Source organism: Pseudomonas corrugata (genome assembly GCF_050920615.1).
GTDB lineage: Bacteria > Pseudomonadota > Gammaproteobacteria > Pseudomonadales > Pseudomonadaceae > Aquipseudomonas > Aquipseudomonas corrugata.
On record NZ_CP130434.1, the window covers coordinates 1,101,458 to 1,115,922 of the forward strand.

Here is a 14,465-nt window from a genome sequence, read left to right on the forward strand (position 1 = left end):
GCGCTGAAATCCCCGTATTTACTGGGTTTCAGGCACAAAAAAAGACGTCCGTGGACGTCTTTAGATGATGAAGTGGTGGAGCCGGGGGGATTTGAACCCCCGTCTAAGCCTTATATTACAAGGCTTGCAGTCTCAAAGTTGCCATTTCCCTGTCATTCAAGGCTAATGGCCATCTTTCGTCATCTCGGTTTACAGTGGGGGATCGATATTAGTACTGGATGTGCATACAGTAATTTGGTATAATTTGCCGCAGGAACGAGCGATGCTTCGGGTGTCAAGGAAAAATTGACAATCAGCCTTGACTTCGGCAGACTCGCGCCTCATTTTGATGTCTAGCTGGTTCACAAGGAGGGCAAAACGATGAGTAGAGATGCGCGTGCAGTTGCCCAGCGAATCCTTAACGAGTGCCGTGAGGCTGGGGATCCTGCTGTAACGCCTATGCAGCTTTTGAAGCTTGTATATATTGCGCACGGGTACATGCTTGCAAGGCACGGCGTGCCTTTGATCAACGAGCCTGTTGAAGCTTGGCAGTATGGCCCGGTAGTCCGCAGCGTTTACCAAGCCGTGAGGGATTTTCGCTCCGCTCCGGTCACCAACGTTCCTGCACCACCGGTCATGTTCGATCAGAGCGAGCTGGCTGTAATGAAAGACGTTGCTCGTATTTATGGCCGAGCAGATGGCGTTACACTTTCGGCCGCCACGCATCAGCCAGGGACTCCATGGAGTGTGACTTGGAATAACCAAGGCAAAAATGCTGTGATTTCAAACGATATGATTGAAGGTTTCTATCGTTGGTTGTTGTCTCAGCCAACTCATTCCATGCTTTGAGCTAAGTTGGAGTGGCGAGTATTCGCCTGAAGGATAATTGAGCGAGTTCTTGCCACCGACTCCACAGTCTAATTCCCCCCTTTCTGATACGGCGGCAGCGGAAGAAGCGACTGCCTTTGCTAATAACGAAGAACAGTCTAATAGCGAGTTTCTTCCGCCCTTATCATCAGCCCAGTCACCGCTACTTGATCCTAAGCTAGCGGGTGAAATGCAAGCTTTCGCTAACAATGACGACCAAGCTCAAAAGCGGAGGCATGCCAACGATATTCATGGCATGCGTCTATCCCATAGTAATCTGCTTTTGGTGTTAGCTATTTTGTGGATATTCGTAATCTTTTTTGTGATTCTATTGCAAGGTTTCGGGCAATGGTTTACTCCGATTTCGAAAGAATATTCATATTTGCCGTTTAAACTATCCGATACTCTGTTGATCACCTTTATGACCTCGACTACAGGCACGGTACTGGGGTTGTATGGGATCGCAGCATACTGGCTTTATGGCAAACCGAAGCAGGAAGAAAAGACCTCTCCGAAAGAAAAAAAGAAGCCTAGCTGACCGCAGTACCGTTTAAACTTTCTATGACCAGCAGCAAGTTATTACCTGCAAAGGCTTTTTCTGCTTTTCCCCCTGCATCGTCGTCGGCCGACGGCATCCACCGGCCGTAAGTCCGGGCGATCATCGTCCAATCGGTATGTCCCATCTGCTTTGCCACCCACATAGGGTGCTCTCCTGCAGACAGCATCATAGATGCATAGGTGTGGCGAGTCTGGTAAGGGCGGCGATACCGGACGCCCGCTTTCTTCATCGCTGGAACCCACATGGTTTTCCGGATCGGCCCGTCGCCGGCCCAGCGCTCAAGCGTCCGTGGATTCTGAAAGACCTCGGCATCAGCTAGGAACGTATGCATCTTTTGCGCTTTCAATGCTTCCATGGCTGGTCTGAGCAGCTTCACGCTGCGGCGCCCGGCGGCAGTCTTCGTGATCTCTGCCTTCCCCTTGCTCGCCTGGGTCATTGCGCGGCTCACCATCACCTCTTCGCGAAGCCAGTCGATATCGCCCCAATCCAGCGCCACCAGTTCGCTCGTGCGCAGGCCGGTCCAGAGAGCGAACTGCATCATGTTGCGGGCCTGGCCGGATAGCGCGCTCAGCACCGCCTGTTGTTCCTCTGGACTGAACGGGTCGACGTCATCCTCTTTGGGGGGCGCAGCTTTGCGTGAGTACGTCCAGCCAGCAAGCGGGTTCAACTCGATCAACTCTTCATCTGTCGCGTCGTTCAGCGCGGAGCGTAGGCAGCTCTGGATATTGCTGAGCGTCTTGTTGCTCACCTCCAGGGTGTCGAGCCAGTCGCGAACCACCTTCCGCTTCAAATCCACGAGCATCGTGTCGCCCAGGGATGGGATGAGGCGCAGGTTGACCAACTTCCGATATCCATCGAAGGTGCTGCTGGCGACGTGTTTCTGTTTTGCCTCGAGCCACCTGGTCAAAAAGCCTGTCACTGTCTCGCGGGAAGCTTCGGGCTTGAATTTCGCCGCCCTGGCCGATCCGGGAAAGGTCACCGAGTAGTCGAAGGTGCCGATCGATATCGCGTGCTCGATCGCTGCCTTGTGCTGCTCGGCTTTCTTCAGGTTAGTGGCGGTGGGCTTGAGCGTGATCCGCTCGCGGCACCGGACGCCCCGATACATGAACGTGATTTCGATACTCGAATCGGAGACTGCCCGAACTCCCCGCCCGCCTCTACCCATGATTCATATCCCTCTATATCGAGAAGCGTCCGGCCATCCGGCGCTTTGATCCATATCTCACCGAGCCGCCAGATGCCGTCACGGATCTTTGAGCGGATCGCGTCCTCTGTGTAGCCAGACTCGCTGGCAAATTTCCTGACGGTCACATAGCGCATGACTTCACCGAATACCGTGTCGCGACACGATTTCGTTATCCGTGGGTTGGGTCGCGACACGGTCTTCCGAATCGGCCACGGCGCGCATCTGAAGCTTGATCCCACACGCCATTGCCAGGGCCGCCAGTTCGTTAACTGTGGTGCTGGGCTCCTGTAGCGCGTGACCGAGCCGCACCAGGCGAGCCCCCAGACCCGCGAACTCGTTGCTGATCCCGGCTATTTTTTGCGCGCTGGTGCTCATATCTGGAGCCTCTCACCTTGTGGGAGCGAAACCGTCGGAAAGCGATCATATTCGGCTGTGTTGCTGTCCATCGAGGCCCGTGCTGTCTGGGTTTCATCTGTGGGAGCGGACTCCCGAACCTGTAGGAGCGAACTGTCGGGCAGACAGCTGATTCCGGTGTTGTTCAGGATCCAGCAGGTGACGCGGCGCTGACTGTCGTGCTGAACGCTGATGACCTGCTCACTGGCGAAGGCCTGGCCAGCGACCAGCAGCAGGAGGGCGGTGATCATTGCTCGCATGGTGCGCCCTCCATGACTTCGAGACGCATGGCGTCATCGACGATCTTGTCCAGCTCGGCGCCGGTAAAGTAAGAGTCGCCAGCAATCACCAGAATGTCGGTGTTGGGGGCTTCAATGATCTGCCGGTCGCGCAGCCACTCGTAGCGCTTGGCGTTCGCCATCATCCGGACGTGACCGTCGATGCAGAACTCCTGGGCGCCCATGCTCGGCGTCACCACTTCTTGATCGCTTGCGCCGGCGATCACCGCCAGGCCGCGTCCGATGGCCACGGGGGCACCGAGCTGAATGAACGGCGCGATCTGCTCCAGCGTCTGCCCGTCGGCCGGGCGCAGGACGATGCTGATCCGGTCGATCAGCGGGCGGGGAGCTTTGCTATGCATGTGCAGGCTCCTTGGCGCGGTTGGTTTCCACCTGAATGCGCTGGTAGATCTCTTCGCGATGCACTTCGACGTGCGCCGGCGCTGTCACGCCAATGCGCACCTGCTGACCGCTGACGCCCAACACCATGATGCTGATGTCGTCATTGATGCGGATGGTTTCCCCGGGCTTTCTGGTGAGAATCAACATGATGTTGCTCCTTTTTCAGGCCGAACGAATCCCGGCTGCGTTGTTGGCTTTCGCAAAAACGTTGAAGGTGTGGGTCAGGCTTCGCTGATCACCGGACTGCGCCCGCGCACAGGCGCACGCCGCTGATCACGCGATGAATACGCTTTGGTGCTTGTCCTGGTTGTGATCATGTTGTGGGTCGGGTGTAGAGCTCAGCGCCAAGGTGATGAACCCTCTGCTGATCGCTACCGCAACGAGCTGCGCGCGACGAAGCACGCCAAGCTTTGTCGATGCCGAAAGGACGCGCTTTTTGACGGTTTCGGCTTCTATACCGAGGTCACGCGCCAGCTCTTTACTTGTCTGCCCCATGGCGATTCCTATGACGCACTGCAGCTCACGCTCAGCTAGGCCCATGCCAAGGTAGCCAGTCCAGTTACCGATGGTGAGAGTGGTTGCTGCGTTCATATTGGTAGCTCCATGCGGGTTGCGATGGAATGAAGAGTACCAATTGGTAAATTTATGTCAATCACTCACGTGCAAAATTTACCAAAAAAAACCCGCATCAGCGGGTTTGTTTAACGATGGATGTCACGTTCTAGCTCCACTCCAAATATAGACAACGCGTGCTACCACCGAGATTCGATCCATCATGTCGCGAGGAATGCTGACTTCTTTGAACTGCGGATTATCTGACAGGATGCGAATTCCATCCATGTCCACCTGGATACGCTTGATGGTGAGCACGCTGCCAATCCTGACTACATACACCGCATCGTAAAGGGCCTCTGTGATACCTACGTCTACGACGAGCAGGTCCCCATGCTTGATCGTCGGGGCCATGCTGTCCCCGAGACCCGTTGACATGCGCAGGTTCGAAATGTCTGTCATGGACATTGATCTTCGCAACCACGCTAGGTCAAACACGATAGCCCTTACTGGGGTTTCGCTATCGGCACCCTGCGAGTGTTTTCCCCAGCTTTCAGGAATTTCAAGCGTAGGTATGGTGACATGCAGAAATGGATATTCATGGTCATCTGTGGAATCCCATTTTCTGACATCTATCGACTCAACGGCTTCACCAGCACTGGATCCTGATTCGCGCACTGCAGAAAGGGCCAAACCTAAGCCTTTAGATTCATCCAGCCAACCTTTAGGCAAATGGCACATTCCTTCAATCTGCCGCGCCAACGATTCTCCGATATTCCTTGAGTGTGCCGGGTTATCCGAAAACATCCTGGCCACATAGGATGGGGAGCGCCCTATAGCTTCTGCGAATGCAGATTGCTTCCCGCCAAAGCGAGTCGCCACGAGCTCACGCAATCGGAGCCTGCGCACGTTTTTGAGTTGATGCGAGTCATTTATGTCCATACCAAACTGTACCTTTTATTTCCCTGATGGAAAATTACCTTGAAATGGTACATAAATCAGGTAGTCTGCAAATTAAGTGCACCATTGGGTAAATAAAAATGAACCTGTCCGAATACCTTGCGGAGCTTCCCCGCGGCGGCAAGAAAGTGCTTGCGCTCAGGCTGGGCGTGACTGCTTCGTATCTATCCAGGCTCGTTTCAGGTGACAGAGCAATCACCGCCGAAAGGGCTCTCCAGATTGAAAGCGCTACGGACGGGAACGTTAGTCGCCACGCGCTTCGTCCGGATCTTCAGTGGGACCCGTCCTGGAATGTGGATCAATTTTCCAACGCTAAGGCGCTGCCTACCTTGAACGCAAATGTACGCTCAATCTCACCGCCGGGTCAGTCCACTGTAGGTGCTGGTGTTTTGTCCAGTAGTGCGGAGGTGGCGTAATGAGCAACGTCATCCCGTTCGAGTATCAGGGAAAGTCCGTTCGTTTCAGCACGGACGGCTGGCTCCACGCCACCAACTTGGCCAACCGTTTCGGCAAGCGCATTGACCACTGGCTGGATAACGCAGACACGCTGGAGTACATCCAGGCGCTTGATGAGCATCTGACCGGTGGCGAGTCGAAAATTCTAGATACCCGGAATTCCGGGTATGTAAAAACCAGTAAGGCCCGGGCTGATCGGGGCGGCGGCACATGGCTGCACCCGAAGCTCGCAATTCACTTTGCTCGCTGGCTCAGTGCAAAGTTTTCGGTGTGGTGTGACACACGCATCGAGGAGATTTTGCATCGCGTGCCTTCTGCGCTCGAAGACCTCAACCGCACCTGCAAAAAATTCAATGATCGTAAGGCGCTGGCCAGTGCGTGCGGTAGTGGCTTGTGGGAGTGGCAGCGTGACGAACCCAATCTTAGCCTAGAGGTCGAGCGCAAGATCAATTCGATCCAGATGGCGCTCGAACTGAATCGTCCAGACCAACCACGTTTGCGGGCCTTGCTATGAAGGTCTGCCCATCCCAGCTTCAAGGTAAGCCGGTGTCGCAGGCCCAGGAAATCTTACATGGGGCTGAAAGTACTTTTTGTCAGTCGCTTTGCAACAATGTGCAAGCCGGTGCGGTTCGGCCGATTTTGTTTCTGCATGCGAAAACTTTTCCAAGTTGCGCTGGAAATTCTTTAATCGAGTTTAAAAGAAATCAAAGTGCACTTAGTAGACCATTAACTCGGCTGCAGGGGGAAATCTCAGAAATGGGGCAGTACCTGGCCACTATTACAGATAAGGATCACTCGCCCCTCCTGAGGCCCTCGATTAATGAGTACGTTCGAGTGAAAAAGGAAGGCCCTCGCCAGGGCCTGTTCAGCGACTTCCAATGGTTGGCCTTTGCCTGCCCAATGTAAAAAGGAATACGGCATGAGCCAGCACGTTCCATCCCAGTTTTTGTTGTCCGGCTAAATCGCGGGCAACAAAAAGGCCCGCATTCGCGAGCCTTCTTAACCAGTCCACGCCAATGGACTTTTTTGAATCTTCGTTCTGGAGAACGATTTCATGCACCCGAAAAATAGCACTAACCCACTTGCATCGCAAGCATTGTTGACAGGCCACGTTGGCTTTCTCAACACGCCAATCGACAACCGAGGCATCCAAATGCTTCACGTAGCCGCCGGTACGAACGCTGAAGACGCGCTCCAAACAGCCAAGGTCCTGTCCTCGGGCCTGGCCCAGATCTGCGGTCACCTGCACGACAGCACGAACATGGGCGAGTTGGTTTATTGCGACGGTCTCTCTGCGCTGGGCTTCCTGGCTGAAACCGTCAGTGCGCTGGTCTGGTCGGTTCAGAAGGGCGCTGAGTTGGACGCGGAGGACGCCAAATGAAGCCTCCAATGTGGAACCAACTGCTTATCGACGTCGAGCGCGAGTTTCCAGCCTGCTCATCCAAGGGTGCTCGCCTCACGCCTGAACAGGTCGAGCAACTCCAGTGCGTAGAAAACGCCAATGACAACTTCCAGATCAGCACTCTGCACGGGGTCGCAGCTGTTGGCGAACTCATCGCTCATGCAGCTAACCACAACGAGCTAACCAACGAACTCGCAATGAGTGCTGGCTGGCTTATCAACTCGCTTGCCTTGCTGTCCATGTCGATGGCCGAAGCCGGGGCTGCTGCTGCATACAGGCTGCAGAACATCCCTCACCAAGGGGATGCCAGATGAACAAGCCACTACCCACCATGCCTGAGCTCGCTCAAGAGGCGGAGTTTCAACTGCTCGCCGCCAAAGACCAGCTCGAGTGGCTCAGCGCGCTGGCCAGTGCTATCCAGCTTGACCACCTCCACGGCGATGGCCGATCCGCCAGCGCTTTGGCTGAGCTTGCGAAGTACTTGAGCGACACCGGTTTCGCAGGCGTGTATAGCGCCATCGAGCAGTTCAAACAGCTGGGGGAGGAAAAGCCCGCGACACAAAACACGAATAACAAAATCGTGTCGCATTCTGTGGAGGTGCAGCCGTGAAGACCTCCCTTTCAATCACCTCTCTCGTCGCGGTTGAGGGTGAGTTACTTGCCGATGTGAGCGTCAGCGCTGAACAAATGGCACGGATGAACGAGGCCCGCGCAATGTTCGGCGAGTTGCGCTCGATCCTGCTGGCTCAGATCGTTCCAGCGCTCGACGGCGGCTGGGACCATCCGCTTGCCACGGAGATCGAACGCCGCCTGGAATCGATCACTTTCGCCACTCGAAACTTTTTCTGGAAGAGCCGACACGCTGGCGCTTCGCACGACGCCGTGCATCTCAGGAGTTGCCAATGACCATCGCCAAATTCCAAGGCGGCGATGCCGCCACCATGTCCTCGCAAGAGATCGCCGAGTTGGTCGGTAAGCGTCACGACAACGTGAAGCGGACTATTGAAACGCTGATTGAGCGCAAAACCATTCAACTCCCTCAAATTGAGGAAGTTAAAAACCACCTCGGCCAGACGGTCGAGCAGTACCAAGTATGCAAGCGCGACAGCTTCGTAGTGGTCGCTCAACTCAGTCCTGAATTTACCGCCGCGCTGGTAGACCGCTGGCAGGCGCTGGAAGAAAAAGCGGCTCGTCCGATGACCCAGGCCGAGATTACCGCCGCCAACGCCAACCACCTGGTGGCAGTCGAGCGTCAGCAGCGAGAGCAGCAGGTGGCGCTGGATCGGATCGAAACCCGGGTGGCCAAAGTCGAGCAAGTTCGTTACCTCGACTCACGGCCTGCCGGCTTCGAGTCCATGACCACGATCCGCGAGCGCATCAACTTGCGCCACGGCATTCCCCAATGGGTCATCAACGCCGTGATGCGCGACATTCCGGGGGCGCCGCTGCCGTTCGCGATGGTCCGCAGCAAGCACGCTGACGACGGTGCGCAGCCGTATCCGATTTGGCCAACGGCCGACATCACTCGCCGCTTCGACCGGTTCGCCGCCGAGTGCACTTTCGTCACGGCAGAGCGCGCCACCCATCCAGATATTCAGCAAGGCCGCTTCAAGCTGCGCCAGAGGAACCTCGCATGAAAAACGTTCTGAATTTCCCTGCCCAGCAGGAACCGCTCGTGGAGCATATCGACGAGGCTCACTTCGAGAGATTCGCCGATGCAGCCCTGCTGTTGAAGTGTTTCGAGGTCGTCAAGGACACGCTTGAGGTGATCGACGAGCCTGAATACTCCATTGAAAAGGAGGATGACACTTACCTCGATCTCTACCGCGCCTACTACGCGCTTAAGGCGCTGTTCAGACGCAGGACTGGTCACGACGCGAGGCAAGTCGCCCAAGATCATTTGGAGGCTATGAGACGCAACTTGCTGGAGGGGGAACCACGACCAGCGAACCTCATTCCTGTGGTTGTATTCCCGGGCGAGTGCCTTCCCGATGAGGCGTTCGACGGCCTGACGGACCAGCAACTAGCCTGCGCGGCGTTTAATTACAGCGACCGTGCTCGCATCCTGCTGATGGACCACTCACCGACAGGTCTGGCACTCGACGAAGCCCGTACGCTCTCCATCGACGCGACCACTGCGCTGCGCCGGCTGGTGCTGCGTCTGTCTGGTGGATCAGTGGAGGCGATGGCTGCCCAGATCAGCCGCAAGCCAGGGGAGACACTTCAATGATCACCACCACCAAAGCTGATGCTCTTTCCCTGGATGCTCCAGCGTCGCCTGTAATCGTCGGCCCCTGGCCGAGCTATGTCTCATTCGCCGCTCTGCCCGAGCGCGATCGCTGGATGATGTACAGCGGCGCCAAGGCCCATCGCGAGATGCTGGAACAGGCCGGCTTCGCCATGAGTGAGACCTATGACGATTTTGTGCGCCGTGTGACGTGGGAGTTGGACATATGAGTGTTCAAGCTATGTCCTGGGCGCTTACCCAGCAGGTTGTCACCGACTCGCACACACGGCATGTGCTCTTGTGCCTGGCCAACTATGCCGACCAGTCCGGTCGTGCTGCATTCCCTGCCGTTTCTAGTCTCGCGCTTGATACCGGCCTGGCACCCCGCACCGTTCAATATCGGCTTCGTGAGTTGGAGTCGATTGGGTTGATAAAGCGCGGAAATCAGGCAGTTGCTGCGGCCTATATCACCCAGCGTGACCGTGTTCCGGTGTGCTATGACCTTGACCTTTCACGGGGTGCACAGGATGCACCCCGCTCCGAGCGGGGTGCACCTGAAGACGCAACGGGGTGCACGCCAGAACAGAACGGGGTGCACACCACGACCGAACGGGGTGCACCGGGTGCACCCAATCCACCCTTTAACCACCCATTAACCATCCTTAACCAAAAAGAAGGCGCCAAGGCACCGGAGAAGGTTAGAAAGACCAAGGCTCCGAAATTCGATCCACTGACTGCCAAGCCAGCCAACGCATCCGATAACGCCTGGGCAGACTTCTGTGAAATGCGAAAGGCGAAGCGGGCACCGTTGACCCTGAGAGCCTGTGAGCTGATTGCCAAGAAGCTGGCCAACCATCCCGACCCGGATGCCGTCCTGGATAAGTCCACCACCAGCAGTTGGTCGGACATCTACCCGGATTCGGTGCTGCCTGGTGCTGGCGCCAAGAACGGCAAAGCCTCGGCTTTCAACAACCTGCCGGTCCACACCGACGACATGTATCAAGGAGGCGGCAATGGCCCAGCGTTCTAACTTCCGTCGCCAGCCTGAGCAGCGCACGTTCACCGGCGAATGCACGGTCCATGGTTCGATCGCACGTTCAGAGGTGGAGCAGTTTGACGGCTCGACAGCTATTCGCCCGTGCAAGCAATGCCAGTACCACGGCCTGCGCGTTGCGCCTCAGGGCAGCGAAGAGCATTCACAGGCGCTGGCCAACCTGCGAGCCGAAAGCGTCAACAGCGCGCTTGTAGGCTCTGGCATCACGCCTCGGTTTGCCGAATGCACCTTTGCCACCTACCGCGCCACCACCCTTGCGATGAACCAGGCGCTGGAAACGTGCCGGGGCTACGCCGACAACTTCGGTGAGCACTACCAGGCTGGGCGCAACCTGCTGCTGTGCGGCAACGTCGGCAACGGCAAGACGCACCTGGCCAGCGGCATCGTCCAGCACGTGATCCGCGAGCACCGGGCCGTGGCGGTGATCACCACCGCTGCGGAGATCATCCGCGTGTTCAAGCGCTCGATGGACCGCAACGCCGGTTACGCCGAGGGCGACGTGATCAACGAACTGGCGAGCTTCGACCTGCTTGTGATCGACGAGGTCGGCGCCCAGGCGGGCACCCAGTACGAGCTGGGCGTCCTGCATGAGGTCTTTGATCGGCGGTACAACCTGGTGCGCCCGACGGTGGTGGTCTCCAACCTCCCAGCTAGATCGAAGCAAGACGCAGACGGGAAGCATGCGCCCAGCCTTGAGCAGTACATCGGCGCCCGTGCGCTGGATCGGCTTCGGGAAAACGGTGCGCTGCTAGTAGGCTTCACATGGGCTTCGGCAAGGGGACGCGCATGAACCAAGAGGACAAGTATTACCGCCTCGAGTCAGAGCAGGGCGTGCTGGGCGCGATCATGATCGCATCGCTTCAGGGGAACGCCGTGATGCTGGAAGAAATCGTCTCGCAGATGAAGTCTGGAGACTTCTGGCACCAGGACAACGCAGCGCTGTTCGATGTGATTTGCGACTGCCAGTCGCAGCGGATGCCCGTCGACGCGGTGACGCTGGGCTCGATTCAGCGCTATCTGCCCAGCGGGAAAACCACGTTGGAATACACCATAGACCTTTGCCGGAACGTCCCATCGGCCGCTAACTGGAGGACCTACGCCCAGCAGGTCAGGAAATGGGCGCTGGTCCGTCAGTTTCGTGACCTCGGGCGGATAGTAGACACCGGTGTCTACGGTGATTTGCCAGCTGACGAAATCCTTGATCAGTGTGATCTAGCGCTGGCTGACCTGCGTGACCTCAGCGCATCGGACAAGGCCGGCTACAAGCGGATGAGCGACGTACTGCCGGTGGTACTGGGCAACATGGATGACGCGCTCAATGACCGGGCACCGCAGAAGTTATCCACGGGGCTTGAGGATCTCGACAAGTTGATTGGATTCCTGAGACCAAAGTCTATGGTCGTCATCGCTGGGCGGCCGGGAAGCGGCAAGACAATGCTCGGGTTGCAGATCGTCAATCACGTCGCCATCCGCGGCAGGGGCGTCGGATTGATTATCAGCTTGGAAATGGGCGAGGAGGAGTTGACCGTCCGGACGATTGCCGCCCAAGGCGGTATCGATCTGCGCCGGATGGAGGAGGTCAAGTGCCTGGAGAGGGAGGAGTGGGATCGCATTGGTATCGCCGCCAGCAAGATCAAGGACGCGGACCTGTACCTGAATGACACTCCTGGATTGACGATGCCCGCCATCCGAGCCGAAGCCATAAAGCTCCAACGGGAGATTGGCTTGGACATCCTCATGGTCGACTACCTCGGCCTGGTCAGTACCGACGGGAAAACGCAGAACAGGGGCGAGGCGGTAGGGAAGATATCGATTGCGATGAAGAACCTGAGCAAGGAGTTGGGGGTTCCTGTGCTGGTGCTGGCGCAACTGAATCGCAACCCAACTGCCCGTGCCAACAAAAAGCCTCAGGCAAGTGACCTGCGCGACTCGGGACAGATCGAGCAGGACGCCGATGCCGTGATCCTGGTGCATCACGATCCAGATTCCGAGATGGGCGAGCAGGGCGTTACTGAATTGATCTTGGACAAAGGTCGGCAGGCCGAGCCTGGCTCCTGCCTGGTACAGCGACAGGGGCAGTACGCCCGCTTCGTCAATTTTGTCGGCCGCGAGCCGAGCAACGAGGAGGTGGAGATGAACCGCCCCCTTGCCGACCGCTTGAAGGGGAGGTTTTGAAATGAATAACGTAACCGCGGCTTTGCCGCGCAAGAGTATGAGTGACTTGGAGCGCCGCTTTCTAAAGATCGCCGGTGAGGAGCTTGCCAAGGTCAAGGTTGGTGGACCGCTAGCGCTCGCCTACCTGCTGGATATGGTTGCGAGCTGGCATGGCAACCGCGCTCAGATTGGCTTCCACGATTTTGGCCAGCGATGGCTTATTGACGGCAATGCAAAGAACAAACCTGCTGATCGATTGCTCCGTGATCTGTTTGGCTTGAGTAACCCCGATCCGAGGAGAACGGCATGAAGAAGCGAACCTATGTTGGAAAACCTCTGGGTGACACTGAGTGGCTGCTAGAACAGTGGGGGTTCTGGAGGATGGATGGGATGGGCGTCCCGCGGTACGTGTCTCCCCTCTACGCACTGATCCGCGACAACACGCCCTGTGAGGGGGGAGTGAAGGAGTATTCATTGACCGATGACTTAGCGCTGGTCATCGATGGAGCGGTGTCCCGGCTGATTGTTCGTGACGTCCAGATGGGAGACTTCATCTGGCTTTACTTCGGAGCCAAGTGGCCGGCCCTACGCATCGCTCGGGATGCCGGCATAGGAGAGGCGAAGGCGAGGGAGGTGATAAAGGCAGGGGTCGCCTGGATTGATTGCGCTTTGGAGGGAATTCGCGAGGCGGCTTAAAAAAGCCTTTCCACGCGGATAAACACCTGTTTTCATGGCACTGTGTTCAGCTTTTCAAGCGCGACACTCATCGAAAGCCCGGCCATTGCGTCGGGCTTTTTAATGGCCAGTTGAAATCACGCCAGATGTCCCAATATGGGTAAAGAACCCACCCACAACTGCAGGGAACTGGCATGTCGGAATTTCTTGAAGGTCAAGTCGTTCGTTTGAAAAGCGGAGGCCCTGATATGGTCATTTATGATCAAGGGCCCATCGAAGTCGGAGGGTTTACCATCGGAACCAAGGTAAAGCGGGGTACGTTGAGCCACGACTTCGTTCTTTGTGAGTGGATGGATGGTGCAAAGCGCGTTAAGGACAGATTCAAGAAGTCGGTGCTCGAACACGTCAGTGAATAATCAGTTTTTTTGTCCAAGCCCAGCCACCGTGCTGGGCTTTTTCGTTTTCGGCTCTGCCACACCCATCGCTCCGAATTGGGAGTGTTGTCGGAGCAGATTCAATCCTCCCGGGCCCTGTGCGGCCGAGTCCCATACTCCCTGACGGGGAGGAATCGAGATGCCTAACATGCCAGACAAACCAGACACCTGGGCGGTAGCGCTTGCGTGGTTGAGCCAGCATTCGCCTGTCCTGTACGCGGCTGCGCTGTCCTGCGCTATGGCTGTCCTGCGTATCACCTATGGTGGCGGCACGCGTCGCCAGATGCTGGTGGAAGGAGCTATCTGTGGTGGGCTGACCCTGACGATCATCAGTGGCTTGGACTTCTTCGGCCTGCCTCAGAGCATGGCTACCTTCGCCGGTGGATGGGTTGGGTTCCTGGGTGTCGAAAAGATCCGGGCCATTGCTGACCGGGTCACGGACTTCAAGCTACCTCGCCGAGGAGCGGAGTAGTCATGCCCCAAAGACCACAGCGCCCTTGCCTTGCCCAAGGCTGCCGTACCTTGACGCGTAACGCCAAGTACTGCGACGAGCATGCTCACCTGGTTACTGCACAGGCCGAGCGCCTGGCAGCGAAGAAGCGCGAGAGCAGCACACAGCGGCTCTACACCTACAAATGGCAGAAGGCGAGCAAGGGCTTCTTGGCTCGCAATCCGTTGTGTGCTGAGCATGATCGTCACGGCGAGGTGGTCGCGGCCACTGAGGTGGACCACATCATCCCTCACAAGGGTGACGCGGCGATCTTCTGGAATCGAAACAACTGGCAGTCGCTGTGCCATAGCTGCCACAGCCGGAAGACGGCTCGCGAGGATGGTGGATGGGGCAACCCAAGGCGGTGATCGTGCAGAATGCACGGAAATTAGCTTTA

27 protein-coding genes are annotated in these 14,465 nt (G+C 57.0%); 19 read left to right on the forward strand and 8 right to left on the reverse strand.

Translation table 11 applies throughout. The features are described 5' to 3' along the window. Positions 1–360: 360 nt before the first annotated feature. Positions 361–828 carry a Panacea domain-containing protein gene (locus QZH45_RS04710; protein ID WP_081325355.1) on the forward strand — a complete coding sequence of 156 codons (468 nt, stop codon included), beginning with the start codon at positions 361–363 and terminating at the stop codon, positions 826–828. A 37-nt stretch (positions 829–865) separates the two neighbouring features. Next, positions 866–1,384 (forward strand): hypothetical protein, encoded by a 519-nt coding sequence (locus tag QZH45_RS04715; RefSeq protein WP_155766202.1) that lies wholly within the window; start codon positions 866–868, stop codon positions 1,382–1,384. Here QZH45_RS04715 and QZH45_RS04720 read toward each other — a convergent pair. The 7 genes from QZH45_RS04720 to QZH45_RS04750 form a co-directional block, all read right to left on the reverse strand. Beyond that, the gene (locus QZH45_RS04720) at positions 1,377–2,570 is read right to left on the reverse strand and encodes an Arm DNA-binding domain-containing protein (RefSeq protein ID WP_069018404.1); all 1,194 of its coding nucleotides are present in this window, start codon (positions 2,568–2,570) and stop codon (positions 1,377–1,379) included. The genes QZH45_RS04715 and QZH45_RS04720 overlap by 8 nt on opposite strands. Positions 2,571–2,729: 159 nt before the next feature. Further along, positions 2,730–2,966 carry a hypothetical protein gene (locus QZH45_RS04725; protein WP_069018405.1) on the reverse strand — a complete coding sequence of 79 codons (237 nt, stop codon included), beginning with the start codon at positions 2,964–2,966 and terminating at the stop codon, positions 2,730–2,732. Next, the gene (locus tag QZH45_RS04730; protein ID WP_069018406.1) at positions 2,963–3,244 is read right to left on the reverse strand and encodes a hypothetical protein; all 282 of its coding nucleotides are present in this window, start codon (positions 3,242–3,244) and stop codon (positions 2,963–2,965) included. The genes QZH45_RS04725 and QZH45_RS04730 overlap by 4 nt, the downstream gene beginning before the upstream one ends. Next, the gene (locus QZH45_RS04735; protein ID WP_069018407.1) at positions 3,232–3,624 is read right to left on the reverse strand and encodes a hypothetical protein; all 393 of its coding nucleotides are present in this window, start codon (positions 3,622–3,624) and stop codon (positions 3,232–3,234) included. Before QZH45_RS04735 ends, QZH45_RS04730 begins: the two co-directional genes overlap by 13 nt. Beyond that, a complete protein-coding gene (gene csrA, locus QZH45_RS04740) occupies positions 3,617–3,811 on the reverse strand; it encodes a carbon storage regulator CsrA (RefSeq protein ID WP_069018408.1) in 195 nt (64 codons plus the stop codon). Before csrA ends, QZH45_RS04735 begins: the two co-directional genes overlap by 8 nt. 126 nt (positions 3,812–3,937) lie before the next feature. Continuing rightward, positions 3,938–4,255: a response regulator transcription factor gene (locus QZH45_RS04745; protein ID WP_069018409.1), complete on the reverse strand. Its 318-nt coding sequence runs from the start codon at positions 4,253–4,255 to the stop codon at positions 3,938–3,940. A 123-nt stretch (positions 4,256–4,378) separates the two neighbouring features. Further along, on the reverse strand, positions 4,379–5,158 hold the full coding sequence (locus tag QZH45_RS04750; RefSeq protein ID WP_081325356.1) for a S24 family peptidase: 780 nt from the start codon (positions 5,156–5,158) through the stop codon (positions 4,379–4,381). Positions 5,159–5,256: 98 nt separating this feature from the next. On the opposite strand from QZH45_RS04750, the gene QZH45_RS04755 reads away from it, so the two are divergent. Then, complete coding sequence (locus tag QZH45_RS04755; protein WP_081325357.1) at positions 5,257–5,592, forward strand: transcriptional regulator; 336 nt, start codon at positions 5,257–5,259, stop codon at positions 5,590–5,592. After that, positions 5,592–6,146 carry a KilA-N domain-containing protein gene (locus QZH45_RS04760; protein WP_069018411.1) on the forward strand — a complete coding sequence of 185 codons (555 nt, stop codon included), beginning with the start codon at positions 5,592–5,594 and terminating at the stop codon, positions 6,144–6,146. Before QZH45_RS04755 ends, QZH45_RS04760 begins: the two co-directional genes overlap by 1 nt. Positions 6,147–6,497: 351 nt before the next feature. Here QZH45_RS04760 and QZH45_RS04765 read toward each other — a convergent pair whose 3' ends face one another. Then, positions 6,498–6,794, reverse strand: a complete 297-nt coding sequence (locus QZH45_RS04765) for a hypothetical protein (RefSeq protein ID WP_167355713.1) — start codon at positions 6,792–6,794, stop codon at positions 6,498–6,500. Here QZH45_RS04765 and QZH45_RS04770 point away from each other — a divergent pair. The 15 genes from QZH45_RS04770 to QZH45_RS04840 all read left to right on the forward strand — a co-directional run bounded on the left by QZH45_RS04770 (position 6,786) and on the right by QZH45_RS04840 (position 14,436). Continuing rightward, positions 6,786–7,013: a hypothetical protein gene (locus QZH45_RS04770; RefSeq protein WP_237140468.1), complete on the forward strand. Its 228-nt coding sequence runs from the start codon at positions 6,786–6,788 to the stop codon at positions 7,011–7,013. The two genes, QZH45_RS04765 and QZH45_RS04770, sit on opposite strands and share 9 nt — an antisense overlap. Further along, complete coding sequence (locus tag QZH45_RS04775; protein WP_155766203.1) at positions 7,010–7,348, forward strand: hypothetical protein; 339 nt, start codon at positions 7,010–7,012, stop codon at positions 7,346–7,348. Before QZH45_RS04770 ends, QZH45_RS04775 begins: the two co-directional genes overlap by 4 nt. Then, positions 7,345–7,644 carry a hypothetical protein gene (locus tag QZH45_RS04780; RefSeq protein ID WP_069018414.1) on the forward strand — a complete coding sequence of 100 codons (300 nt, stop codon included), beginning with the start codon at positions 7,345–7,347 and terminating at the stop codon, positions 7,642–7,644. The genes QZH45_RS04775 and QZH45_RS04780 overlap by 4 nt, the downstream gene beginning before the upstream one ends. Beyond that, entirely contained in the window at positions 7,641–7,940 is a 300-nt protein-coding gene (locus QZH45_RS04785) for a hypothetical protein (RefSeq protein WP_069018415.1), read from the forward strand. The genes QZH45_RS04780 and QZH45_RS04785 overlap by 4 nt, the downstream gene beginning before the upstream one ends. Then, entirely contained in the window at positions 7,937–8,671 is a 735-nt protein-coding gene (locus QZH45_RS04790; RefSeq protein ID WP_069018416.1) for a Rha family transcriptional regulator, read from the forward strand. The genes QZH45_RS04785 and QZH45_RS04790 overlap by 4 nt, the downstream gene beginning before the upstream one ends. Continuing rightward, positions 8,668–9,264: a hypothetical protein gene (locus QZH45_RS04795; RefSeq protein WP_069018417.1), complete on the forward strand. Its 597-nt coding sequence runs from the start codon at positions 8,668–8,670 to the stop codon at positions 9,262–9,264. The genes QZH45_RS04790 and QZH45_RS04795 overlap by 4 nt, the downstream gene beginning before the upstream one ends. After that, entirely contained in the window at positions 9,261–9,491 is a 231-nt protein-coding gene (locus tag QZH45_RS04800; protein ID WP_069018418.1) for a hypothetical protein, read from the forward strand. Before QZH45_RS04795 ends, QZH45_RS04800 begins: the two co-directional genes overlap by 4 nt. Continuing rightward, a complete protein-coding gene (locus QZH45_RS04805; RefSeq protein WP_069018419.1) occupies positions 9,488–10,291 on the forward strand; it encodes a helix-turn-helix domain-containing protein in 804 nt (267 codons plus the stop codon). The genes QZH45_RS04800 and QZH45_RS04805 overlap by 4 nt, the downstream gene beginning before the upstream one ends. Continuing rightward, the gene (locus QZH45_RS04810; RefSeq protein ID WP_069018420.1) at positions 10,275–11,105 is read left to right on the forward strand and encodes an ATP-binding protein; all 831 of its coding nucleotides are present in this window, start codon (positions 10,275–10,277) and stop codon (positions 11,103–11,105) included. The genes QZH45_RS04805 and QZH45_RS04810 overlap by 17 nt, the downstream gene beginning before the upstream one ends. Then, positions 11,102–12,490, forward strand: coding sequence for a replicative DNA helicase (locus tag QZH45_RS04815; protein ID WP_069018552.1), 1,389 nt, complete (start codon positions 11,102–11,104; stop codon positions 12,488–12,490). Before QZH45_RS04810 ends, QZH45_RS04815 begins: the two co-directional genes overlap by 4 nt. 1 nt (position 12,491) lies before the next feature. Next, complete coding sequence (locus QZH45_RS04820; protein ID WP_069018421.1) at positions 12,492–12,779, forward strand: hypothetical protein; 288 nt, start codon at positions 12,492–12,494, stop codon at positions 12,777–12,779. Next, positions 12,776–13,165, forward strand: a complete 390-nt coding sequence (locus QZH45_RS04825; protein WP_069018422.1) for an antiterminator Q family protein — start codon at positions 12,776–12,778, stop codon at positions 13,163–13,165. The genes QZH45_RS04820 and QZH45_RS04825 overlap by 4 nt, the downstream gene beginning before the upstream one ends. 173 nt (positions 13,166–13,338) lie before the next feature. Further along, on the forward strand, positions 13,339–13,560 hold the full coding sequence (locus QZH45_RS04830) for a DUF2158 domain-containing protein (RefSeq protein ID WP_069018423.1): 222 nt from the start codon (positions 13,339–13,341) through the stop codon (positions 13,558–13,560). Positions 13,561–13,717: 157 nt separating this feature from the next. Then, positions 13,718–14,050 (forward strand): phage holin, lambda family, encoded by a 333-nt coding sequence (locus QZH45_RS04835; protein ID WP_069018424.1) that lies wholly within the window; start codon positions 13,718–13,720, stop codon positions 14,048–14,050. Positions 14,051–14,052: 2 nt separating this feature from the next. Further along, positions 14,053–14,436: an HNH endonuclease gene (locus tag QZH45_RS04840; protein ID WP_069018425.1), complete on the forward strand. Its 384-nt coding sequence runs from the start codon at positions 14,053–14,055 to the stop codon at positions 14,434–14,436. Positions 14,437–14,465 lie beyond the last annotated feature (29 nt).